The sequence below is a fragment of the Bacillus sp. FJAT-29790 genome (assembly GCF_019039215.1).
Classification (GTDB): domain Bacteria; phylum Bacillota; class Bacilli; order Bacillales; family Cytobacillaceae; genus Cytobacillus.
In genome coordinates this window covers 1,866,235-1,890,390 of sequence record NZ_JAHNZZ010000001.1, presented here as the reverse complement: position 1 = coordinate 1,890,390, position 24,156 = coordinate 1,866,235, and the positions used below count along the sequence as shown (strand labels likewise).

Below are 24,156 nucleotides of genomic sequence, written 5' to 3'. Positions count from 1 at the left end.
ACATAGCTAAAACAACAATATATGCGAAAACAGCCAAGATAAAAAAGGAAATCGGCTAATTCGCCAAAATCCTCCAATCTTATACTCTCACCACTAGAAATGATGTACAAACCTTTCTGGACGTGTCATAATAAAATGACAAGATTATCCTTTTGAAAGGGAATGTGCTCAGCATGATTAATATTGGTGATGTACTCATTTTAGAACCTTATTCAGACAAGGTTGAAAAATATAAATGTAAACTTACAGAAAAAGAAGGAAGCAAATTATACATAGATTATCCGATTAATTTGGATACAGGAAGAACAGTGTTTCTTATCGATGGAACCCAATTGAAAGGAACTTTTGTTGCGGGAGATGGGTCCGTCTATTTATTTGAATGTGAAGTACTTAGCAAGGTCAAAGCAAAGATTCCGATGATTATTCTATCCTACCCCGGGTTTGAAGGCCTTATTAAAATTCAACGGCGCCAATTTGTCCGGATTGAAACAGCGGTGGATGTAGCGGTGCAATCCAACCATGATGAATTTCCGCCTTTTGTGACAATAACAGATGATATTAGTGCAGGGGGGGCCGCAATTATTTGCAAAAAACAAACCCCGCTAAAATCAAATATGGTGATCAATAGCTGGTTTGTGCTGCCTAAGCAAAATGGAGAAACCTATTATTTAAAATTGAAAAGTAAGGTTGTAAGAGTTGCTGAAATGAATGAATCACAGTCAATTGTTTCAGTGCAATTCATTGATATGACTCCGAATGACAGGCAATTATTACTGCGTTTCTGCTTTGATAGACAACTTGCATTAAAGAAAAAAGGATTAGAAATTTAGTAAGCAAAGAATAATTGATCAGCCAAGCTCCCATAATAGGAACATAGTAATCATGTTGGAGCGATAAGAATGAAAACATTTGAAAGAATTTTACTGAAAATAGTGATTGTCCAATTTTTGTTTTTGGTGATTACCCAATTATTTTTTCATAAATTAAATGTTTTTCCTGAACTTAAGCAGCTTAGCCAGTATGAAGGAGTGACAGATAATAATTTCACCGAATTGCTCGAGACATTCAGGAGGCAATGAGCAGGCATATGTTTGCCTGTTTTTTTATTTTTCAAGGATAAACCTAAGTTTTAATACGGTGATTTGGGCAATCATATGTTAAAATAAAGGGGACAAGAAATTATAAAGGTTTAGTTATTACAGGAGGCAATATGAATAAAAGGATCTCAATTGCAATCGATGGCCCCGCCGCAGCTGGTAAAAGTACAGTTGCAAAAATCGTGGCCGAAAAATTTTCATATATTTACATAGATACAGGGGCTATGTATAGGGCATTAACGTTTAAAGCCATAAGTAAGAAAATTAATCTGGAAGATGAAGCTGAATTGATGACGATATTAAATCATACATCGATTAAATTACTTCCTGGTGAAGCGGGACAATTAATTTATTTGGACGGGCATGATGTTACAAATGAAATTAGATCAGCAGAAGTAACGAATTCCGTATCCATTGTCGCAAAGCATAAACAAGTTAGAGAAGAAATGGTCGCAAGACAACGAAGCTTTGCGGAAAATGGCGGAGTGGTTATGGATGGCAGAGATATTGGCACCCACGTTTTACCTAATGCGGAAGTGAAAATTTTCTTGCTCGCTTCAGTTGAAGAACGAGCGGCACGCAGGCATACTGAAAATCTTCAAAAAGGATTTCCATCTGACTTAGTAAAATTAAAAGAAGAAATCTCACTTCGAGATAAACTGGATTCAGAGCGGGAAGTCGCGCCATTAAAGAAAGCAGAGGACGCTTTTGAAATGGATACAACCTCACTATCTATCGAGCAGGTTGTTGAAAAAATAATGGTACTGGCTAATGAAAGGATCGGATGAATTTGACGGTTTATTCGTTTGTAAGATCACTTGTTTTTGGTGTATTAAAACCGGTTTACAGATTTGATGTAATTGGAAAAGAGCATATTCCGAAAGATGGCGGCGTATTATTATGCTCGAATCACATCGATAATCTCGATCCGCCAGTCGTAGGGATTACCGCCCCCCGGCCTGTTCACTTTATGTCGAAAGAAGAGTTGTTTAAAGTTCCGTTACTAGGAAAGCTCCTGCCGCATTTAAATGCTTTTCCTGTTAAGCGGGGGATGAGCGACAGGGAAGCATTACGAAAAGGACTTGCCGTCTTAAAAGAAGGCCATGTTTTAGGACTTTTTCCTGAAGGGACTAGAAGCAAAACAGGCGAGTTAGGAAAAGGTTTAGCTGGTGCCGGCTTCTTCGCCCTCCGGACGGATGCTGCCATTGTTCCTTGTGCGATAATCGGCCCTTATAAAGCCTTTAAAAGATTAAAGGTGGTTTATGGGAAGCCAATCGATATGAAGGACCTTCGGGAAAGGAAAGCTTCTGCAGAAGAAACGACTGAATTTATTATGGGTGAAATTCGGAAACTGATAAATGAGTATCGCTAGACCTTCTTGCTTGACAAATGAAGGCGTTTGTAAGAAGTTAATAAAAAGGCATTTTTTATACTTTCAGAAAACTTATCGCATATTTATTGGCAGTAAAACCCCCACATTAAAACATCATAGCACGAAGAAGGAAAAGTGAAGGATTGACATCATAACTGAAGAAGTTTCACTTAAATATCAGGATGCAATGGATTAGGAGGAATACATATGTCAGAAGAGATGAATCAAGTGGAAGTGAGAAGTTTTGAGGTTGGCGATCAAGTCACTGGTCAGGTAACGAAGGTTGAAGAGAAGCAAGTCATCATTAATATTAATGACAGCAAGTTAGATGGAATTATTCCGATTAGTGAATTATCAAGCCTCCATGTTGAGAAGGCTAGCGATGTTGTCGCAGAAGGTGACGAGCTTGAACTTGAAATTCTTAAAGTAGAAGAGGAAGCTTTGATCTTGTCTAAGCGCAAATTGGATGCGGAGAAGTCGTGGGCAAACCTTGAGAAGAAATTTAATGAAGGGGAAATCTTCGAAGCTGAGATTAAAGATGTTGTTAAAGGCGGATTAGTAGTTGATTTGGGCGTTCGCGGTTTTGTACCGGCATCACTTGTTGAAGCATACTTTGTCGAAGATTTTTCCGATTATAAAGGAAAGACATTAACATTTAAAATTGTTGAACTAGAGAAAGGAAAAAATCGTTTGATTCTTTCTCATCGTGCCGTAATTGAAGAGGAAAAAGGAAAACAAAAGCATCAGATTCTTGACTCGCTGCAGCTAGGTGATGTACTAGATGGAACCGTGCAAAGAATCACAGATTTTGGTGCATTTGTTGATATCGGCGGGATTGACGGACTTGTGCACATTTCTCAGCTCTCTTACGAACATGTGGAAAAACCTTCGGATGTCGTTGAAGAGGGCCAAAAGGTTAAAGTGAAGGTCTTAAGAGTAGACCGTGATAATGAGCGAATTTCATTATCAATTAAAGATACGCTCCCAGGACCATGGGCTAATATTGCTGAAAAAGCACCAAAAGGAAGCGTACTTGATGGAGTAGTCAAAAGACTTGTTTCATATGGTGCATTCATTGAGTTATTCCCTGGGGTGGAAGGACTTGTTCATATCTCGCAAATTTCTCATAAACATATTGGAACTCCAAATGAAGTATTGAAGGAAGGCCAAGAAGTTCAAGTGAAGGTTCTTGAAGTTAACGAGCGGGATCAGCGTTTGTCTCTTAGCTTAAAAGAACTTCAAGAAAAAGAACAAGATTATTTAACCGATTATGAACTTCCAGAGGAATCAAAAGGATTCCAGCTAGGTGAAATGATTGGCGACCAGTTAAAGAATTTGAAAAAATAATGGTGATATATTGTGTCTAGATCAATACGGAAATGGGATCATATAAATTTAGCCCTTTCAACTGGTCAAGCCAGGCTTGCCGGATTTGATGATATTACCTTTATCCACCAGAGCTTGCCTGATGCTTCAATCGATCAGGCGGAGTTGATTACAAAAATTGGCGAACTTCACTTAAGTTCGCCAGTTTTTATCAATGCCATGACCGGCGGCGGTGGGGAAAGGACATTACAAATTAACCGAGATCTTGCAATAGCTGCGAAGCAAACGGGAGTGGCTATTTCAGTTGGTTCGCAAATGTCGGCACTTAAGGATCCAGCGGAAAGGGAATCCTATCAAGTTGTCCGCAAAGAGTATCCGAATGGAATTGTGATTGGGAATATAGGTAGTGAAGCGACAGTCGATCAGGCGAAAGCTGCCATTGACATGATTGAAGCAAATGCCCTGCAAATTCACTTAAATGTTGTCCAGGAATTGACAATGCCTGAAGGAGATCGGGATTTTCGTTCAACCCTTTCGCGGATTGAAGAGATTGTGAGATCCGTGGGTGTTCCGATTATCGTCAAGGAAGTCGGCTTTGGTGTGAACAAAGAAACCGCTTCCATGCTGCAATCAATTGGTGTTTCAGCTGTCGATGTCGGTGGATTCGGCGGAACTAATTTTGCGCGAATTGAAAACGAAAGACGAGCAAACTCCCTTGCCTTTTTTAATGAATGGGGCATCCCGTCATCGATTTCAATTGTTGAGGCTAAAAACGGGGGCAGTAAAACTTCTATCATTGGATCGGGTGGAATTCAAACAAGCCTTGATATGGCAAAAGCCATTGCCCTTGGTGCAGATGCAGTTGGAGTCGCGGGTTATTTCCTTAAAATTCTGATTGAAGAGGGAATTAAAGCATTAATCGATGAGATTCAGATTACCCATAATGAATTGACCATAATGATGACGGCGCTTGGTGCGAGAACCATCAGGGAGCTTCAACAAGCCCCTATCATCATATCGGGTAAAACTCATCATTGGCTGAATGAAAGAAATATTGATACAAAAAGATTTAGTCAAAGGAATATCCATTAAGAAAAGCTCTCGCTTTAGTAAGCGAGAGCTTTTTCTATGAAGATTTACACTGAAAAACTCCAAGAAAAACTACTTATTATCATTCAAATCTCTAGCTTCCTCCGGACTTTGCAATTTCGTAGCTCCATCATAATGAAGTGCCTGATCCCGGTCGGATTCTACCCTTTTACTTTGCTTCAACTTTCTTTCTTGACGATCTTTTCCCATCTTAAAAACACCTCCCTATCCTTAAGATGGAACGAGACTGAAAGTTTATTCAAAAAAGATTAAAGTACATGGATATGAGCCATAATGGAAATAATAGGAGGTGGATAATGATGGAGGGTTTAACATTTTATTGGGTTGCTTGGACTTTTTGGATTATTGCCACCTTTTTTATGAAAAGAAGTGAGGCGAGCCGAATAAAGCTTTCGCTATGGCTCCTTTTGATCATTATTTTATCACCACATGTGATTTCTGTTTTTGGTATGAAAATATCGGTTGCCGGTCTTTTTTTAGCAGGGACTTTATTCATGTTTACTGCCAAGCTTGAAAGACTAAAGGCAGTCTATTTTATCCTATGTTCTTTTATTATTATGCTTGCCTATGTATGTTTTCTTTTATTTGAATTATTTGATCCGGTATGGCTTGTTTTTCCGCGAAATGGGATGCTAGCTTTCCTATTAGTTTTTTTAACCGTTATGCTGCAGGAAAATAGGTTAAATCGGATTTTGATCGTTTTATTAGGTTCGATTCAAGGTGATCTTCTTTATGCACTTATCCTAAGTAAATACTCATTTCCTTATTTAGTCGGCTCCTTTGCTTTTTTCGATGCTGCTGCACTTTCAACTATCATGCTTACTATATGGAACGGGGTGGAATTTCTTGCTGCATACTATGAGAAACATTATAATCAAATCGAAAGAGAGAAACAAAAATTATCTTAACAGATAAAGTTACCTACATTTAGACTAAAGGAAGGTTTGAAATTGCGAACCGATCAATGAACTCCCAAGTTTTTCATTGCGAGGAATGATCTACTTTGATAAGATAAATAAGTTAGACCCTTCTATCTCACAAAGAAGGGTTTATTTGATCGTATGATTAAGCGTACGTTTACAGATGAAATGTATTTAAATTAATAAGGGAGATTCCAGTTGAGACAGGTAAAGAAATCGGCTAACTCTTCGATTTCCACCTTTTTCACTAATGGCTTCTCACCTTTAGGAAGAAAGGGTGATGTTCATGGCAAAACCGGTTGTGGCTATTGTCGGACGTCCAAACGTTGGAAAATCAACTATATTTAATAGAATTGTCGGACAGCGGATTTCGATTGTCGAAGATATTCCTGGTGTTACAAGGGATCGAATATACAGTTCAGCAGAATGGTTAACTTATGATTTTAATATTATTGATACTGGTGGAATTGATATTGGAGACGAGCCTTTCCTAGAGCAAATCCGGCAACAGGCTGAAATTGCCATCGATGAAGCAGATGTCATTGTTTTTTTAACGAATGGAAGAGAAGGGGTCACTGCGGCTGACGAAGAAGTGGCAAAAATACTCTACAAGGCTAAGAAGCCTGTTGTTCTTGCCGTTAATAAAATTGATAATCCGGAAATGAGAGATCAAATTTATGATTTCTATACTCTCGGATTTGGCGAACCGTTTCCAATCTCAGGATCTCATGGTCTTGGATTAGGCGATTTGCTTGATGAGGCGGCAAAACACTTTCCTAAACACGGGCAAAAAGACTATGACGACGATATTATTAAATTTTCCCTAATTGGCCGCCCGAATGTCGGAAAATCATCTCTAGTAAATGCGATTCTCGGAGAAGACCGGGTAATCGTAAGTAATATCGCCGGTACGACTCGGGACGCAATTGACTCCCAACTTACGTATAATGGCGATAAGTATGTCATTATTGATACAGCTGGAATGCGTAAAAAAGGAAAGGTTTACGAAACAACTGAAAAATACAGTGTACTTCGCGCATTAAGGGCGATTGAGCGTTCTGATGTTGTCCTCGTTGTCATCGATGGCGAGGAAGGGATTATTGAGCATGACAAAAAAATTGCCGGATATGCTCATGAAGCGGGCAGGGCTGTAGTGATTGTTGTGAATAAATGGGATGCTGTAGAGAAAGATGAAAAGACGATGAAAGCATTTGAACAGACCATCCGCGAACATTTTCTGTTCCTTGATTATGCACCGATTGTGTTCCTTTCTGCCAAAACAAAAAAACGGATTCACACGCTTATACCAATGATTAACACAGCTAGTGAAAACCATGCGCTTCGAGTCGAAACAAGTGTGCTCAATGATGTCATTATGGATGCTGTTGCAATGAATCCCACTCCGACAGATAAAGGAAAGCGCCTGAGAATTTACTACACCACACAGGTAGCTGTAAAGCCGCCAACCTTTGTCGTGTTTGTAAATGATCCAGAATTAATGCATTTTTCATATGTGCGCTTCTTGGAAAATAGAATTAGAGATGCTTTCGGCTTTGAAGGCACACCTATTAAGATATTTGCAAGGGAAAGAAAATAACCAGAAAAGCTACAGCGCCCTTAGGCGCTGTAGCTAGACAAAGAAAAGCGCATATCGCCTTTATCAGGTGTCTCAGACGCTTGAACTGAACAAATATTAATTTAAAGGTAGTGATCTTTTGGAGCGAAAGAGGGAAAGCATTGCTGTAATAGGAGCCGGCAGCTGGGGGACAGCATTAGCGCTAGTTTTGGCTGATAATAAGCATGACGTTAAGCTCTGGGGGCATAACCTAGAACAAATAAATGAAATGAATACATTTCATACGAATAAAAAATATTTGCCTGATATCCAGCTGCCAGAAGGAATTATTGGCTACTCGTCTTTGGAAGAAGCTTTATCAGGAGTTGATACGATTATTCTTGCCGTCCCAACGAAAGCGATCCGTGAAGTGATTGGCAAAATAAATGCTATCCGTACTGAACCGTTGACGATCGTGACAGTTAGCAAAGGGATTGAACCAGACACATTGCTACGGATTTCTGAAATGATTGAAGAAGAAATGCAAGCTCATCTATTAAAAAGTGTTGTCGTTCTTTCTGGACCGAGCCATGCAGAAGAAGTTAGTTTGCGGCACCCAACAACGGTTACGGTATCTTCGGAGAATATGGAAGAGGCAGGCAAAATCCAAGATCTATTTATTAACCATAACTTCAGGGTATATACGAATCCTGACATCGTTGGTGTTGAAATAGGGGGAGCATTAAAAAATATCATCGCATTAGCTGCAGGCATTACAGATGGGCTAGGTTATGGTGATAACGCCAAAGCGGCATTGATTACAAGAGGTTTAGCCGAAATTGCACGTTTAGGTATGAAAATGGGTGCAAGCCCCCTAACTTTTTCAGGTTTAACTGGAATAGGAGACTTAATTGTCACATGTACAAGCGTCCATTCCCGGAACTGGCGAGCGGGTAATTTACTTGGTAAAGGTCATAATCTTCAAGAGGTTCTCGATAATATGGGGATGGTTGTCGAAGGTGTTCGAACAACAAAGGCTGCCAAACAACTGGCAAAAAAATATGATGTGAATATGCCGATCACAGATGTACTTTATGATGTGCTTTTTAATAATGTAAACGCAATAGATGCCGTTGACCTTCTTATGGCGCGTGGCAAGAAACACGAGATGGAGGATCTGACTAACGTTCTCGATGATGCGTTAAATGTAGAGAACACAGATAATCATTAATATTTTCGAAATATAGGCATTCGAGGATGCGACACCGAAACTTCCTGCATACAATGCAACGAAGCAAACTGGTGAATTGAACAGGGTGTTGGATTATTTAGTCACATGGCCTGAGTTAAAGACTGCCCCTTCTTTAACTCGGCCTTTTTTGGTGTGAAAAAGCTTTGTTTTTAAAGGTTGTTTACTAAATGATTGTTGTTTATAAACAGCCTTTTTAAATAAACCACTGTATTCAATAAAAGGAATATTGATAAGAAAGTAGATTTTTTTTCAATCGTACTGGCGATATGATATAATACATCTCGGAAAAAGGAGTTGAAATGATGTCACCATCTCTAATGAAAATGTGGGTATCACTAGCCTCAATGGGATTCATGTTCCTGTCTATTATTATGATTTATTTAAGCCGCTTTAAATTAAGTGGTGTTTTAAAGTTTTTAACTGCTCTCATTGCGTATATTCTCATGTTTGTGTCCGGAATTATTATTGTTCTAGTTGTATTTAGCGGTCCAACAAGTGAATAATCGAAATACATATACTAAAAGGGTTGATTATAATGAAAAAAGGGTTACAGCTGCTGTCTTTACTGCTTATATTCATTCCTGTTTTAACTGGATGTATGTATCCACAGGCAAAATTATCACAAAATCAAATTCCCTATAATGATCAGATCCAAGCTGTTCAATCTGCGGTGGATCAATATCAAAAGGATAATGGAGGACTTCTTCCAATCAAAACGAAGAGCCAAACAACACCGATCTATCAAAAATATCCTGTTGACTTCAAAAAAATTGTCCCTACCTATATGGCCGATCCGCCGGGGAATGCATACGAATCCGGTGGGATTTTTCAATATGTCCTTGTCGATGCTGAAACGACTCCAAAAGTAAAAATATTTGATTTGCGAATAGCGGAAACAATCCGTGAGATAAAAATGAGGATAAAATCACAAAAGTATCCTCCTTTTAAAGAACAAATCGCAGAACATGTTTTTACATTGGATTATAAAAAATTAGGCTACAAAGAAGAACCGGTTGCCCTTAGCCCATATAGCGGTCAGAATCTCCCGTTCGTCATTACAGGAGACGCTGAACTATATGTTGATTATCGCAGTGATTTATTCCGAGCCTTCCAAAAGCAAGAGTCTAATTATGAACCAGGTGAGGATATTCGAGGGATTCTTGTTGAAGATTCTGCGTTTGTTCCTTCTTATTCATTGCCATATACAATTGATTCAACGACAAAAGAGCCAATCTTTTTGGTGAAATAGTCATAACCCTTCTTCTGCAAAATATATTGTAGGAGAAGGGTTTTTTTTCTTGGTGTTTTTTTAACTAAGGCTGTTTTCTAAATGATTGTTGTTTTTAAATAGGTTTTGTATGACGTTGATTGGAGCGGAAGGTGCGAGACTCCTCGAAAATGCTAGCGCATTTTCTTCGTGCGTGGGAAGGTTCAAGGATGTAAATTCAGTGTTCTGCGGGAGCAGTGGGACAGGTGAGACCCCAACGGCTTATAGCTTGAGAAGGCTCACCGCCCGCCCCGCGGTTCGTTGAGCATCCTGGAGTGGAAATCAACTGCACCTCTTTTTCGTCAAAAAATAGTGAATGAAAAGAAATAAAGGGAGAATGTGAAAAAAATTTTTTATATTAGGGGTAATTATTTTTAAAAACTGTCATAACAAGATAGGACAACATCATAAACATATAGTGTCCATGCTTAATTGATAGGATAATATTATCCCACAGATTTTAGGAGGGGATTCACTTGGAAAAGGTAGATATTTTTAAAGATATCGCCGAGAGAACGGGCGGAGATATCTATTTTGGAGTAGTTGGAGCAGTGCGTACCGGTAAATCAACCTTTATAAAAAAATTCATGGAGCTTGTTGTTTTGCCAAATATGAATAATGAAGCTGAGCGTGCCCGCACCCAGGATGAACTCCCTCAAAGTGCTGCCGGAAAGACAATTATGACGACTGAGCCTAAATTTGTGCCGAACCAGGCCGCCACTGTCCATGTGGGTGAAGGCCTAGACGTTAACATTCGTTTAGTTGATTGTGTTGGCTATACGGTTCCTGGCGCAAAAGGGTATGAGGACGAAAATGGTCCAAGAATGATTAATACACCTTGGTATGAGGAACCTATCCCATTCCATGAAGCTGCGGAAATTGGGACAAGAAAAGTGATTCAAGAGCATTCTACAATCGGAGTAGTTGTTACTACTGATGGCACGATTGGAGAAATCCCAAGGACCAATTACCTTGAAGCTGAAGCGAGAGTGATCGATGAACTAAAAGAGGTTGGGAAACCATTCATTATGATCATAAATAGCGTACAGCCCCATCATCCTAACACTGAAAAACTCAGAAATGAACTTACTGAAAAATACGACATTCCTGTATTGGCCATGAGTGTTGAAGGAATGCGTGAATCCGATGTATTGAATGTTATGCGTGAAGCGCTTTATGAATTTCCGGTGCTTGAAGTGAATGTAAATCTTCCAAGCTGGGTCATGGTTCTGCGTGAAGACCATTGGCTGAGGGAAAGCTATCAGGATGCAGTGAAAGAAACGGTTAAAGATATAAAAAGGCTAAGAGATGTTGACCGCGTTGTTCATCAATTCAGTGATTATGAATTCATTGACCGGGCGGGCCTGGCTGGAATTGAAATGGGCCAGGGGATTGCGGAAATCGACTTGATGGCTCCAGATGATCTCTATGATGAGGTTTTAAAAGAAATTGTTGGTGTAGAAATACGCGGCAAAGACCACTTACTCGAGCTAATGCAGGATTTTGCTCATGCAAAAGCGGAGTATGATCAAATCTCAGATGCGTTAAAAATGGTTAAACAAACAGGCTATGGAATTGCTGCTCCGTCCTTGGCCGATATGAGTCTTGATGAGCCTGAAATCACACGCCATGGTTCCCGATTTGGTGTCAGGTTAAGAGCGGTTGCGCCATCCATTCATATGATTAAAGTGGATGTAGAATCTGAGTTTTCACCTATTATCGGAACCGAAAAACAAAGTGAGGAGCTTGTGCGTTATTTAATGCAGGATTTCGAGGATGACCCGCTATCGATTTGGAATTCTGATATATTTGGGCGCAGTTTAAGCTCGATTGTTAGAGAAGGAATCCAGGCGAAACTTTCAATGATGCCTGAAAATGCAAGATATAAATTAAAAGAGACTTTGGAAAGAATTATTAACGAAGGCTCGGGTGGATTAATCGCCATTATTTTGTAAACGGGACTCCAATTGGGGTCTTTTTTCTTTTTGTCTTTATTAGTAATTATGGATTTACAAATTCTTATTCTTAAGAAATTTCGCAAAATACATGTGAATTTGTACAAAAAGAACAAGTTTAAGAAAAGATTCCCATTAAATCGTGAAATATTCTTGATAACGGTAAATGATTGTGATAATCTTTTAACAGAATTACCGTTGAAACAGCTCAAACCCTTATTATTAAAGGATTTTTTCGTAAAAATGGATTGAATTTTTTTCGTTTTTGCTTTATTATTGGGCATGATCAACAAAAATCCGTTACAACGTATAGAATTCAGAAATTTTGTTTACTAATGAAAGTAAGAATTCTTTATTTATTGGGTTTTAGACTATTTTGGGAGGAGGTGAAAGACATGAACAAAACAGAACTAATTAACGCAGTTGCGGAAAGCAGTGAGCTTTCTAAAAAGGATGCTACAAAAGCAGTTGATGCTGTTTTTGATACGATCTTAGAAGCTTTGAAAAACGGTGATAAAGTACAATTAATTGGTTTCGGAAACTTTGAGGTTCGTGAGCGTGCTGCACGTAAAGGACGCAACCCACAAACAGGTGAAGAAATCGAAATCGCTGCAAGCAAAGTTCCTGCTTTCAAACCAGGTAAAGCGCTTAAAGACGCAGTTAAATAAGTACATATACGTGCTTAAAGCTTAAGCTTGAGCTGAAAACCGCGAATGTTTCGCGGTTTTTTTCTGTTACTAATAAACTTTGAACGAATGCTTATTACGATTGTAATAGTATTTTGCCAGTTGAAATTATTATGCTAATATGGAGTTATTAGATTACATACAGTGACTTGATTTTGAGGAGGAACCATAATGTCAAAAGTAAATCGTGCGCAGATTGAAGATGCGGTACGTTTAATATTAGAAGCGATCGGAGAAGACCCAACACGTGAAGGATTACTTGATACGCCAAAACGTGTAGCAAAAATGTATGAGGAAGTTTTCCAAGGGCTAGATCAAGATCCAAAAGAATATTTTGATACCGTCTTTGGTGAGGATCACGAAGAACTAGTTTTGGTGAAAGATATTCCATTTTATTCAATGTGTGAGCATCATCTTGTGCCCTTTTTCGGGAAAGCCCATGTGGCATACATTCCGAAAAATGGGAAAGTAACAGGATTAAGTAAACTGGCTAGAGCAGTTGAAGCTGTTGCCAGAAGGCCACAGTTGCAAGAACGTATTACATCTACTGTGGCTGATGCTATATTAGAAAAACTTGATCCGCATGGAGTGATGGTAGTGGTTGAGGCTGAGCATATGTGTATGACGATGCGCGGTGTAAAAAAACCTGGATCCAAGACGATTACATCAGCAGTCAGAGGGATTCTAGCAACGGATGCAAGAGCCCGTGCGGAGGTTCTTTCACTGATCAAATATTAACTTTATTCAGCAGAAGTCTAAACGATATAGTGACGAGTTGAATGCAAGCAAGTATCCAATTCAATGGGGGTTTAAATCACGGCTGAATAAAGTTAAGCCTCCGGTGGATGCCTCGGATTTTTCAAAGGAATTTATCGAGCTAGCTAAGGTAAAAATCTGGGCGCAAATACGGCAAGGCGAATTTGATTAATACTAAAGGGAAAAGGTGTTTTTTATGGAGAAAAGAACGCAAATGGGAAATGAATATATTGTCATTAAAGCGAAAGAAGACGGGGTCAATGTCATCGGACTGACAAGGGGAACGGATACAAGATTCCATCACTCCGAAAAGCTGGATCAAGGAGAAGTGATGATTGCTCAATTCACTGAGCATACTTCCGCCATAAAAATTAGAGGGAATGCTAAAATTCTAACCTGCTATGGCGAAGTAGAAAGCGAAACAAAAAAATAGGTTGTGGGTGACATTGATGACAAAATGTAGCTGCCTGCGTTTCCTAAATTCTCCTGTCATGCAAATGTAAGTTATGATATAATTGTCTCTGCCTTATTGTATAGGTGAGTGCATTTAATTAAATCAAAATAAAAGGCGCATTATAACGCTGATTTTAAAAATAAATACATAATATCGACTAAATGAGAAGTGCAGATGGTTAATGCAAAATAACGAAGAAAACTTAGGGGAAACAAGGGTGATTGCATGCAAGACATGAAGATAAAATTAGCAGATGTTAAGGAGCAAATCGAGGAAAAGATCCTGCACCCTTATTTACTCAAGTATATTGAATCTCCTGTTATTGATGAGGATAAGCTTCTGTTGCTTATTTCGATTATTGATGGACTTAACCTTCCTGAAAATAAAGCGAAGAACTATTGCATAACAACAATGCTGATTCAAATTGCCCTTGATACCCATGAACTTGTTTCGAATCAAAAGTTAGAATCAGATCATCTCAAATCAAGGCAGCTAACCGTATTGGCGGGTGTGTATTATAGCGGCTTATATTATAAAATACTTTCTGGAATTGATGATATTGCGATGATTCGTTCGTTGGCTAAAGGGATTAAAGAAGTGAACGAACACAAGATTTCCGTTTACCAAAAAGCACCGGAAAGCGTAGAACGATTAATGCACGATGTGAAAAAGATTGAGTCTTCCCTCTTTGATAAAATGACTTCGTATTTGCACGACGCCGATTGGAGTGAATTAGCTTCAAATCTTTTATTCATCAAACGGTTAATGCTTGAAAAGAAACTGTTTTTACAAGGTGAGCAATCAGTCGTTTTTGAAGCGCTTAAGAAAATAACTTTCCCAAAAAGCGGGCAAATAAACAAGGAATTATCGAGTGAACAACAAAAGTATTTGCTCATCATCTTTAACAGGTATATCGACTTTTCTAAGCATGTAACTCAAAAATGTTTGACGAAGCTCCCTTTCATTAACGAACTGTTGGAACAAAGGATCAAAGCGATCATTAATCAGCAGCAGCCAGTGGCAAATACATTTGTGGAAGAAGGGTAAGAAGCATGCAGCAATCAAAAGAAGAACGGGTCCATCATGTTTTCGAGAAAATATATGGGAACTATGACAAAATGAATTCTGTTATCAGTTTTCAGCAGCATTTAAAATGGCGCAGGGACACAATGAAACGAATGAATGTCCAAAAAGGATCTAAAGCACTAGATGTGTGCTGCGGTACGGCGGATTGGACCATTGCCATGGCAGAGGCGGTTGGTGCTGAAGGTGAAGTAATTGGTCTAGATTTCAGCAAAAACATGCTGAAGATCGGAGAACAAAAAGTAACAGACCAGAAGCTAAAGCAAGTCAAGCTTGTACATGGAAATGCGATGGAACTCCCTTTTCCTGATAACTCATTTGATTATGTTACGATTGGCTTTGGGCTCCGGAATGTCCCAGATTATATGCAAGTGTTGAAAGAGATGCACCGCGTTGTTAAACCGGGAGGTATGGCTGTTTGTCTTGAAACATCCCAGCCTACGATGTTCGGTTACAAACAAGCTTATTACTTCTATTTCCGATTTATTATGCCGCTATTCGGAAAGATATTTGCAAAAAGTTTTAAAGAGTATTCCTGGTTACAAGAGTCTGCAAGAGACTTCCCAGATATGGTAGAGCTTGCTGGCATGTTTGAGAAAGCTGGATTTGCCCCTGTGACATACAAATCGTACAGCGGCGGAGTAGCAGCGGTTCATATAGGCAATAAAGAAAAATAAAACTTTTTTCTGAATGCTTTTTTCATCATAGGCGGGTATGTGGAAGCTGCAGACAGGATTTAAAAGCTGGGTGAGTATGGACATGAAACTGAAAATGATGTATTCATTTTTAAGTTCAGATTTAAATAATATTGAGCAAGCGCTTGAGGAGACCGTACAAGCAGAGTCTCCTTTATTACATCAAGCTTCTTTGCACTTACTACAAGCCGGGGGAAAAAGAATCCGCCCTGTTTTTGTTTTGCTTGCTGGGAAATTCGGCAATTACGACATTCAAATGATCAAGGATGTAGCCGTTTCACTTGAACTCATACATATGGCATCGCTTGTGCATGATGATGTCATTGATGATGCCGAGCTGCGCCGCGGAAAACCAACAATCAAGGCGAAATGGGATAATCGGATTGCCATGTACACAGGAGATTATATTTTTGCGCGTGCACTTGAGCTGATGACGAATATCGAAAAGCCATATGCCCATCAAATTTTGGCCAACACATTAGTTGAACTATGTATTGGCGAAATCGAGCAAATTAAGGATAAGTATAATTTCGAACAAAACGTACGTGATTATTTTCGAAGAATTAAAAGGAAGACCGCCATCTTGATTGCAGTCAGCTGCCAGCTTGGTGCAATTGCCGCCGATGTAGACGAAAAAGTCCATAAAAAACTTTTTCAATTTGGGTATTACGTAGGGATGTCTTATCAAATTATTGATGATGTCCTTGATTTTACCGGGACGGAGAAGGAATTAGGCAAACCGGCGGGAGATGACCTACTCCAAGGTAATATCACGCTTCCAGTCTTATTTGCAATGGAAGATGCAAAGATACGGCAAAAGATTATGAAGGTCCATGAAAATACAGAACGAGCCGAAATTGAACAGATTATCTCCTTGATCAAGGATTCAGATGCGATTGAAAAATCTCTGCGTGTTAGTGATAACTATTTAAACAAGGCACTTGCGATATTAAATGAACTTCCGCAAAATCGGGCAAAGAAAACGCTGAGGGATATTGCGAAGTTTATTGGTAAGCGGAAATTTTAATCGTATATTCTCTTCAGCTTCTTATTAGGGGCTGAAGCTTTTTTATAGGCTGTATTTTAAATGATTGTTGTTTAAAAACAAGTTTTGTATAAAGTTGATTCTAAGTTGCTAAATTGTCAAAACAATGTTAATATTTTCATGGATCATCTTCAGAGGTAATCCCTATACATAAGCTTTAGGAGTGGAATTCATGGAAAAAACATTTTTAATGGTTAAGCCTGACGGCGTTCAACGGAATTTAATTGGCGAAATTGTTGCCAAGTTCGAAAAGAAAGGTTTCCAACTTGTTGGCGGAAAGCTTATGAGCATTTCTACAGAGCTTGCAGAGCAGCATTACGGCGAGCATAAAGAGCGTCCATTCTTTGGCGAATTAGTTGACTTTATTACTTCAGGACCTGTTTTTGCGATGGTTTGGGAAGGCGAGAATGTAATCGCTACCGCGCGTCAAATGATGGGTGCCACAAACCCTAAAGATGCAGCACCAGGAACAATTCGCGGGGACTTTGCTGCAACTGTTGGAAAGAATATTATCCACGGTTCTGATTCACCTGCAAGTGCTGAACGCGAAATCGGTTTATTCTTTAAACAAGATGAACTTGTTGAGTACTCTAAATTAATGAATGAATGGATTAACTAATCCAATTCAAAAAAAGCACTCGCTACCTGCGGGTGCTTTTTTTGTAACCGGATACAAAGTTTGAACAAAAAATGAAAACAGCCGGAAAAATAATTCTTTTGACCTAAAAAGTGGTACACTAACATTTTTTTTCGATATACTTAAGATTATACATAGAACTAAGCAAATAACAGGGGAGAAGGATGAATGTCTAGGGATTATCAAGATTTTGTTGCAAATATTAAAAAGAAAACTGGGATTGATCTTTCCCTTTATAAAGAAGCACAAATGAAACGAAGACTTTTATCGCTATATGAGAAAAAGGGTTTTCGATCATTCAATGATTTTTTCAATGCAATCAGCAAGGATAAAGTGCTCTTAAATGAATTTTTAGATCGAATGACAATCAATGTTTCGGAATTTTACCGAAATGCGAAACGATGGGAAGTCCTTGAAAAAAAAATACTTCCGAAATTGCTGGAACGGAATAAACGCCTAAAAATCTGGAGTGCAGCCTGTTCGACAGGGGAGGAGCCATATACAATTGCGATGGTGATGTCGAGGTTTATGCCATTATCCCAGGTGCAAATTACAGCAACTGATATAGACGAGAATGTCATTGCACGAGCGAAAGTGGGCGTCTATCCCGAAAGATCATTAAACGAAGTGCCAGAGGACATGAAGAGAAAGTATTTTACGAGCGATGGCAGTTTATATAGGGTATCAGAAGATGTGAAAAAAACAGTGACATTCCGAAAGCAAAATCTATTGGCAGACCCATTTGGCGGGCCATTTGATTTAATCATCTGCCGCAATGTACTCATATATTTTACCGAAGAGGCGAAAGAAGAATTATATTATAAGTTTAGCGGCGCATTAAAATCCGACGGGATCTTTTTTGTCGGCAGCACTGAGCAAATCTTTAGCCCTGGTAAATATGATTTTGAAACAGAAGATACTTTTTTTTATAGGAAAAAATAATGGAAGAGAGTCTGGAGAAATCCGGACTCCTTTTTAAATTAGGCTATTTTCTAAAAGATTGTTGCTTTTATCAACATTGAAAACGGTGAGTGGATTGGAGCGGAAGGCACTTGACTCCTGCGGGAGATAGAGGAAAAGTCGAGACCCCGCAGACGGAACGTCGAGGAGGCTCGACTTCCTCCCCGCGGAAAGCAAGTGCCTGTAGCGGAAAGGAACGGGCATTGTTTATTCCCGATAACAACAAAGTTTACGAAAACAGCCTTAAATTATAAGTAAGTATAACTTTTTTCGAGTTAGATAACTGTATAGCTCCAGCGCTTTTCTTGTTTCATTGGAGTAATGCTCTTTTTCATGTTAAAATGCAAATAGTAAAAATATTATAGGAATTATTTTATTTTATTACTATATTTATTGTTTTCAATATGTTATATTGGAACATAATCCTTTAAAGCGTTGAAGGGGGAAAGAATTTTGAGATATTTAACATCTGGTGAATCACATGGGCCGCAGCTAACAACGATTATTGAAGGGTTGCCTGCAGGCTTGCCGCTGCTTGATACAGACATAAATGATGAATTGGCTAGACGCCAAAAGGGTCACGGCAGAGGAAGAAGAATGCAAATTGAGAAAGATACAGTGCAAATTACCGGCGGGGTTAGGCATGGGTATACACTCGGTTCCCCGGTTGCGCTTGTCGTTGAAAATAATGACTGGAAGCACTGGACGAAGATCATGGGGCAAGATCCTATCGCTCCGGAAGAAGAAGAAGAAATGAAAAGAAGGATCACGCGTCCTCGTCCAGGTCATGCAGATTTAAATGGTGCGATTAAATATGGGCATAGAGATATGCGGAATGTCCTTGAACGTTCCTCCGCAAGAGAAACAACTGTTAGAGTAGCCGCAGGTGCTGTCGCCAAAAAATTATTAGCATCACTTGGCATTGAAGTGGCTTCCCATGTTGTTGAAATTGGCGGAATCAAGTCTTCAGTAAATGAATATGAATCCCTTGGGCAATTAAGAGAAATAACTGAAAACTCACCTGTCCGTTGTCTTGATTCTGATGCGGAACTGAAAATGATGAATGCGATTGATGAAGCAAAAGAAAACGGTGATTCAATCGGTGGTGTTGTTGAGGTTATTATTGAGGGCATGCCTCCTGGTGTAGGAAGTTATGTGCATTATGATCGCAAGCTTGATGCAAAATTGGCAAGTGGAATTATGAGTATTAATGCATTTAAAGGTGTCGAAATCGGTATCGGTTTTGAGGCTGCGAGGAAGCCAGGCAGTGAGGTACATGATGAAATTACATGGAGTAAGGAACATGGGTATTCACGAAAAACGAATCGTTTGGGCGGCTTCGAAGGTGGAATGACTACGGGCATGCCAATCGTTGTGAGAGGTGTAATGAAGCCGATTCCAACATTGTATAAGCCGCTTCAAAGTGTTGATATTGAAACAAAAGAACCGTTTTCAGCGAGCATCGAACGGTCTGACAGCTGTGCAGTTCCTGCGGCAGCAGTCGTAGCCGAAAACGTAGTTGCATGGGAATTGGCCGCTGCTATCGTTGATCAATTCTACTCAGACCGATTTGAAGCTTTAAAAGAAGCAGTTGACAAGCAAAGAGAGTTTGCGAGGGAATTCTAATGAAAGAGGTTTCCATACAGACGAACTCGAAAACATATCCAGTCTACATTGGTGCCGGTGTAATTAATCAATTAACTTCTTTTATTAAAGGAAATTACCCTTCTTTAACAAACATCATACTCATCACGGATGAAACGGTAGCAAGCCACTATCTTCCTGCCATTCAAAACGTTTTATCTGAATTTGATGTGAAATCATGTATTGTTCCTAGTGGGGAAAAGGCGAAAACATTTGATGTGTATTATCGATGCTTAAGCTTTTGCTTGGAAGAGAAGCTGGACAGAAAATCTGTCCTGCTTTCATTTGGCGGGGGTGCTGTCGGTGATTTGGGCGGGTTTGTCGCAGCAACTTATATGAGGGGCATTCCATTCATTCAAGTTCCAACGACGATTTTAGCCCATGACAGTGCTGTAGGAGGAAAGGTAGCCATCAATCATCCTTTAGGAAAAAATATGATCGGTGCCTTCCACCAGCCTGATGCGGTATTTTATGATTTAAATTTCCTTGCTTCGCTTCCGTTAAGCGAAAAGAGATCAGGCTTTGCTGAGGTCATTAAGCATGGACTGATTAAAGATCCGCTATTTTACATATGGTTAAGAGAACATATACATTCGCTTGATGAGATAACGGAACAAGAATTAAACATTGCCTTAACAAAGGGGATTGAAATAAAGGGTGCTTTTGTCTCACAAGATGAAAAGGAGACGGGAGTCCGAGCCTTTTTGAATTTCGGGCATACGCTTGGTCATGCGATCGAAGCGGAAATGGGCTATGGTAACTGTACACATGGGGAAGCAGTTGCTGTCGGAATGTTATTTGCTTTGGAATTAAGCAAAAAGATATACGATCTTCCGTTTGCGATCGAGGAGTTTAAAGAATGGCTATCCCGTTTAGGATATGAAATCAGCATTCCGAAAGAACTGGCAAATGAAAAATTATTGGAACGAATGAAACAGGATAAAAAATCGATTGGGCAAAAAATCCGTTTTGTATTATTAAAGCATATTGGAGAACCGGTTCTATATGAATTTTCTGATGAAGAGCTATTGATTGAACTAGGAAAATTTCAAGGTGAAAATATATAAATTTTATGGAGTTAGATAAATGTCTAACTTCAGCGCTTTTCTAAGGAGGGAATTCAAGTGATTCGAGGGGTAAGAGGAGCCATCACCGTTAAAGAAGACAATGAAACGGAAATTATCGAAGCAACAGAGATATTGCTTAGGAGAATGATTGATGAAAATGCAATCGAAGCTGATACAGTTGCTTCTGTCTTCATTTCCGTGACGGAGGATATTACTGCAGCCTTTCCTGCGAAAGCAATGCGTTTAATCGAGGGGTGGACGTTTGTACCTGTCATGTGTATGACTGAAATTCCTGTCCAATCCTCTTTATCAAAATGCATTCGGGTGATGATGCATGTGAACACAAATTTATCTCAGCAAGAAGTAAGCCATATTTATCTAGGGGGAGCTACAAGCCTAAGACCTGATTTGAAAACGGAAGTTAACTCCAAATGATCTTCCTAGCTTTTAACTTTATGCAGCAGAATTCCCGATACGAATAGTGATTAGGTATCTTTACTTTATTAGTGTGACTATCTATCTGAGTTGATTGGAGCGGAGGGTACTTGACTCCAGCGGGAAATAGAGGGAAGCGGGAGACCCCACAGGCGGTAACGCCGAGGAGGCTCCCGTCCCTCCCCGCGGAAGCAAGTGTCCGCAGCGGAAATCAACGGGTAAACTTTGAAAGTCAATAACAACAAAATATGCGAAAAGAGCCAATAGAAATAACGAAAAAGTTAGAGAAGGTGGATAAATATGAAATGGAAAGAGCAATTACTTCGTTTAACTCCTTACCAGCCGGGGAAATCAATTGATGAAGTGAAAAAGCAATATGGACTTGAAAAGATTACCAAGCTTGCCTCCAATGAAAATCCATTTGGATGCTCGGAAAGGGTCCCGGGGAAATTAAACCAGCCTCTTTCCTTTTTTCCATTATACCCTGATGGCTATGCTGCAGATCTGCGTACTGCTTTATCAGGCTTTCTAAAGACAAATGAAGAACAATTGATATTCGGAAACGGTTCAGATGAAATTATTCAAGTCATTTCAAGATCGCTATTAGGACCGGGGACGAATACAGTTATGGCATCACCTACATTTCCGCAGTATAAGCACAATGCTGTGATTGAAGGTGCAGAAATCAGAGAAGTTCCTTTAATTAATGGTGAACACGACCTAGAAGGGATGCTTAAAGCAATAGATGAGAACACGGCCGTCGTCTGGATTTGTAATCCGAATAATCCGACAGGTGTCTATATCCCGGAAAATCACTTGCAATCGTTTTTGGAAAAAGTGCCTCAAGACGTATTAGTTGTTCTTGATGAGGCTTATTATGAATATGTGGTAGCTGACGATCTTTGTGAATCTCTGAATTTATTAAGCCAGTATCAAAATATAATTATTCTCCGGACATTTTCGAAGATCTATGGATTAGCTAGTCTGCGAGTTGGATATGGGATTAGCCATCCACAAATCATTCGTGCTTTGGAACCGGCAAGGGAACCGTTTAATGTCAATCGATTTGCACAGGCCGCAGCAATTGCTGCAATCGAAGACCAATCATTTATCGCGGATTGCAAGCAGAAAAATAGAGAAGGTCTTGAACAATTTTATCGCTTTTGCGAGGATAAAAAGCTAAAGTATTATCCTTCACAAGGAAATTTCTTATTAATCGATTTTAATGCCGACGGAAATGAAGTGTTTCAATACTTGCTTGAGCGTGGATACATCGTCCGCTCAGGTAAAGCTCTTGGCTTCCCCACATCTGTACGGGTTACAGTCGGATCTGCGGAACAAAATGAAGGCGTGATTAAGCTAATGGGACAATATTTAGTCGAAAAAGCGAATAATTCTTAAGCTTATGCATCGTATATTTAGAGTATTTCAATGGTCATTATGCAATATTTAAATAGGCACAGTTATAATTAATGTTGATAAAAGAAGACCAGCGGGACGATTTTTCCTGTAGAGAACCTTTTTTGCGGAGCAACAGCCGCTTCTCGGAAGGTAAATCGATCCCGCGTGTCTATCTACAACATTGGTTAACAAAGCCTTTAAATAAACTACCTTCAGAGGCCTGCAAAGCCTCTGAAGTCATTTTTAGAAGGCGGTGAGCTAATGGAAGGCCGAGTATTTGTCATTGGGTTAGGCTTAATTGGGGGCTCACTGGCATTATGTATAAAGAAAACGCATGAAGATGCCATTATTATTGGTTATGATGTAAATGAAAAGCAAACAAGACTGGCGAAAATGCTTGGCGTTGTTGATGAAACGGCAGATTCTATCGAAGAAGGAGCCCAGAGGGCTGATTTAATTTTAATTGCTACTCCGGTCAAAGAGTCAGAAAGGATTCTAGGGATCCTGGAACATGCAAACCTTAAAAAAGAAGTTATTATTTCAGACGCTGGCAGTACGAAAAAGGAAATTGTCCAAATCGCTGGGAATCTGAAACAAAAAGGAATTACCTTTATCGGCGGTCATCCAATGGCAGGCTCTCATAAAAGCGGCGTTGCTGCTGCAAAATCTATTTTATTTGAAAATGCCTTCTATTTATTGACACCTGAAGAACATATTCATGAGGAACAAATCCATCAATTGCAAGAATGGCTAGCAGGGACAAAAGCAAGATTTTTAAAAATGACTCCTGACGAACATGATTATCTGACAGGAGTTATTAGTCATTTTCCCCATGTAATTGCTGCTTCCCTTGTTCATCAGGCGGAAAAATCGAGTGAAACACAGAAGCTTATTCCGAGGCTCGCGGCCGGCGGTTTTCGTGACGTCACGAGAATTGCTTCAAGCAGTCCCGAAATGTGGAGGGACATTTTACTACATAATAAAGAAGTATTGTTACATCTGTTAGCGAACTGGCAAGAAGAAATGGGTAAAGTCGCAGGCATGCTTGAATCAGAAAATAGTGAAGAGATTTTTGACTATTTCTATCGGGCGAAGCAATTCAGGGATGAATTGCCGCAAAAACAAAGAGGAGCCATCCCGGCCTTTTACGATTTATTTGTTGATGTCCCTGACTATCCGGGGGTAATTTCGGAAATTACCGGCCTTCTTGCTAAAGAGGAAATTAGTATTACAAATATTCGCATTCGGGAAACGCGCGTGGAGATATACGGGATTCTTGTGATTAGCTTCCAAACGGAAGAAGACAGAGACCGGGCCGCTTTGTGCATTCACAACCACACAAGTTATGAAACAACCATTGGTCTATAACCAGATTCAGCAGAAGTCTTTACACGATATTAGTGGCGAGACAATGCAAATAGGTATCTAATTTTTTTATG

26 protein-coding genes are annotated in these 24,156 nt (G+C 39.5%); 25 read left to right on the top strand and 1 reads right to left on the bottom strand.

Annotated features, from left to right (window positions below; genetic code table 11):
• Positions 1 to 173 precede the first annotated feature (173 nt).
• The 6 genes from BGM26_RS08980 to fni all read left to right on the top strand — a co-directional run bounded on the left by BGM26_RS08980 (position 174) and on the right by fni (position 4,887).
• On the top strand, positions 174 to 830 hold the full coding sequence (locus BGM26_RS08980) for a flagellar brake protein (protein WP_217039494.1): 657 nt from the start codon (positions 174 to 176) through the stop codon (positions 828 to 830).
• Between the two features lie 69 nt (positions 831 to 899).
• Positions 900 to 1,079 carry a YpfB family protein gene (locus BGM26_RS08975; protein WP_217039493.1) on the top strand — a complete coding sequence of 60 codons (180 nt, stop codon included), beginning with the start codon at positions 900 to 902 and terminating at the stop codon, positions 1,077 to 1,079.
• Positions 1,080 to 1,210: 131 nt separating this feature from the next.
• On the top strand, positions 1,211 to 1,885 hold the full coding sequence (gene cmk, locus BGM26_RS08970; RefSeq protein ID WP_217039492.1) for a (d)CMP kinase: 675 nt from the start codon (positions 1,211 to 1,213) through the stop codon (positions 1,883 to 1,885).
• The gene (locus BGM26_RS08965) at positions 1,882 to 2,469 is read left to right on the top strand and encodes a lysophospholipid acyltransferase family protein (protein WP_483297775.1); all 588 of its coding nucleotides are present in this window, start codon (positions 1,882 to 1,884) and stop codon (positions 2,467 to 2,469) included. Before cmk ends, BGM26_RS08965 begins: the two co-directional genes overlap by 4 nt.
• A gap of 207 nt (positions 2,470 to 2,676) precedes the next feature.
• Positions 2,677 to 3,816, top strand: coding sequence for a 30S ribosomal protein S1 (gene rpsA / locus BGM26_RS08960; RefSeq protein WP_217039490.1), 1,140 nt, complete (start codon positions 2,677 to 2,679; stop codon positions 3,814 to 3,816).
• A 12-nt stretch (positions 3,817 to 3,828) separates the two neighbouring features.
• Positions 3,829 to 4,887: a type 2 isopentenyl-diphosphate Delta-isomerase gene (fni, locus tag BGM26_RS08955; RefSeq protein WP_217039489.1), complete on the top strand. Its 1,059-nt coding sequence runs from the start codon at positions 3,829 to 3,831 to the stop codon at positions 4,885 to 4,887.
• 69 nt (positions 4,888 to 4,956) lie between these two features.
• On the opposite strand, the gene BGM26_RS08950 is transcribed toward fni, so the two are convergent.
• Positions 4,957 to 5,094, bottom strand: a complete 138-nt coding sequence (locus tag BGM26_RS08950) for a YpzI family protein (protein ID WP_217039488.1) — start codon at positions 5,092 to 5,094, stop codon at positions 4,957 to 4,959.
• A gap of 107 nt (positions 5,095 to 5,201) precedes the next feature.
• On the opposite strand from BGM26_RS08950, the gene BGM26_RS08945 reads away from it, so the two are divergent.
• The 19 genes from BGM26_RS08945 (at position 5,202) to BGM26_RS08855 (ending at position 24,085) form a co-directional block, all read left to right on the top strand.
• Positions 5,202 to 5,813 (top strand): YphA family membrane protein, encoded by a 612-nt coding sequence (locus BGM26_RS08945; protein ID WP_254119166.1) that lies wholly within the window; start codon positions 5,202 to 5,204, stop codon positions 5,811 to 5,813.
• Between the two features lie 298 nt (positions 5,814 to 6,111).
• Positions 6,112 to 7,422, top strand: a complete 1,311-nt coding sequence (gene der, locus BGM26_RS08940) for a ribosome biogenesis GTPase Der (RefSeq protein WP_217039487.1) — start codon at positions 6,112 to 6,114, stop codon at positions 7,420 to 7,422.
• Positions 7,423 to 7,540: 118 nt separating this feature from the next.
• Positions 7,541 to 8,611 carry an NAD(P)H-dependent glycerol-3-phosphate dehydrogenase gene (locus BGM26_RS08935; protein WP_217039486.1) on the top strand — a complete coding sequence of 357 codons (1,071 nt, stop codon included), beginning with the start codon at positions 7,541 to 7,543 and terminating at the stop codon, positions 8,609 to 8,611.
• Between the two features lie 323 nt (positions 8,612 to 8,934).
• Positions 8,935 to 9,135: a DUF2768 domain-containing protein gene (locus BGM26_RS08930; protein ID WP_217039485.1), complete on the top strand. Its 201-nt coding sequence runs from the start codon at positions 8,935 to 8,937 to the stop codon at positions 9,133 to 9,135.
• 32 nt (positions 9,136 to 9,167) lie between these two features.
• Positions 9,168 to 9,881 (top strand): hypothetical protein, encoded by a 714-nt coding sequence (locus BGM26_RS08925; RefSeq protein WP_217039484.1) that lies wholly within the window; start codon positions 9,168 to 9,170, stop codon positions 9,879 to 9,881.
• A gap of 494 nt (positions 9,882 to 10,375) precedes the next feature.
• Positions 10,376 to 11,854, top strand: a complete 1,479-nt coding sequence (gene spoIVA, locus BGM26_RS08920) for a stage IV sporulation protein A (protein ID WP_217039483.1) — start codon at positions 10,376 to 10,378, stop codon at positions 11,852 to 11,854.
• A gap of 395 nt (positions 11,855 to 12,249) precedes the next feature.
• Positions 12,250 to 12,522 (top strand): HU family DNA-binding protein, encoded by a 273-nt coding sequence (locus BGM26_RS08915; RefSeq protein ID WP_217039482.1) that lies wholly within the window; start codon positions 12,250 to 12,252, stop codon positions 12,520 to 12,522.
• A 189-nt stretch (positions 12,523 to 12,711) separates the two neighbouring features.
• On the top strand, positions 12,712 to 13,278 hold the full coding sequence (gene folE, locus BGM26_RS08910) for a GTP cyclohydrolase I FolE (RefSeq protein ID WP_217039481.1): 567 nt from the start codon (positions 12,712 to 12,714) through the stop codon (positions 13,276 to 13,278).
• Between the two features lie 232 nt (positions 13,279 to 13,510).
• Positions 13,511 to 13,729, top strand: a complete 219-nt coding sequence (gene mtrB / locus BGM26_RS08905; RefSeq protein WP_254119489.1) for a trp RNA-binding attenuation protein MtrB — start codon at positions 13,511 to 13,513, stop codon at positions 13,727 to 13,729.
• Positions 13,730 to 13,984: 255 nt separating this feature from the next.
• Entirely contained in the window at positions 13,985 to 14,797 is an 813-nt protein-coding gene (locus BGM26_RS08900) for a heptaprenyl diphosphate synthase component 1 (RefSeq protein WP_254119163.1), read from the top strand.
• Between the two features lie 5 nt (positions 14,798 to 14,802).
• Positions 14,803 to 15,510: a demethylmenaquinone methyltransferase gene (locus tag BGM26_RS08895; protein WP_217039478.1), complete on the top strand. Its 708-nt coding sequence runs from the start codon at positions 14,803 to 14,805 to the stop codon at positions 15,508 to 15,510.
• 82 nt (positions 15,511 to 15,592) lie between these two features.
• Entirely contained in the window at positions 15,593 to 16,555 is a 963-nt protein-coding gene (gene hepT / locus BGM26_RS08890) for a heptaprenyl diphosphate synthase component II (RefSeq protein ID WP_217039477.1), read from the top strand.
• A 190-nt stretch (positions 16,556 to 16,745) separates the two neighbouring features.
• The gene (gene ndk / locus BGM26_RS08885) at positions 16,746 to 17,192 is read left to right on the top strand and encodes a nucleoside-diphosphate kinase (protein WP_217039476.1); all 447 of its coding nucleotides are present in this window, start codon (positions 16,746 to 16,748) and stop codon (positions 17,190 to 17,192) included.
• A gap of 186 nt (positions 17,193 to 17,378) precedes the next feature.
• Positions 17,379 to 18,152: a CheR family methyltransferase gene (locus BGM26_RS08880; protein WP_217039475.1), complete on the top strand. Its 774-nt coding sequence runs from the start codon at positions 17,379 to 17,381 to the stop codon at positions 18,150 to 18,152.
• 471 nt (positions 18,153 to 18,623) lie between these two features.
• Positions 18,624 to 19,796, top strand: a complete 1,173-nt coding sequence (aroC, locus tag BGM26_RS08875; protein ID WP_217039474.1) for a chorismate synthase — start codon at positions 18,624 to 18,626, stop codon at positions 19,794 to 19,796.
• Positions 19,796 to 20,881, top strand: coding sequence for a 3-dehydroquinate synthase (gene aroB / locus BGM26_RS08870; RefSeq protein ID WP_217039471.1), 1,086 nt, complete (start codon positions 19,796 to 19,798; stop codon positions 20,879 to 20,881). The genes aroC and aroB overlap by 1 nt, the downstream gene beginning before the upstream one ends.
• Before the next feature lie 57 nt (positions 20,882 to 20,938).
• Complete coding sequence (aroH, locus tag BGM26_RS08865; RefSeq protein WP_217039469.1) at positions 20,939 to 21,316, top strand: chorismate mutase; 378 nt, start codon at positions 20,939 to 20,941, stop codon at positions 21,314 to 21,316.
• Between the two features lie 300 nt (positions 21,317 to 21,616).
• Entirely contained in the window at positions 21,617 to 22,717 is a 1,101-nt protein-coding gene (hisC, locus tag BGM26_RS08860) for a histidinol-phosphate transaminase (RefSeq protein WP_217039468.1), read from the top strand.
• Between the two features lie 261 nt (positions 22,718 to 22,978).
• Positions 22,979 to 24,085, top strand: a complete 1,107-nt coding sequence (locus BGM26_RS08855) for a prephenate dehydrogenase (RefSeq protein WP_217039467.1) — start codon at positions 22,979 to 22,981, stop codon at positions 24,083 to 24,085.
• Positions 24,086 to 24,156: the final 71 nt, after the last annotated feature.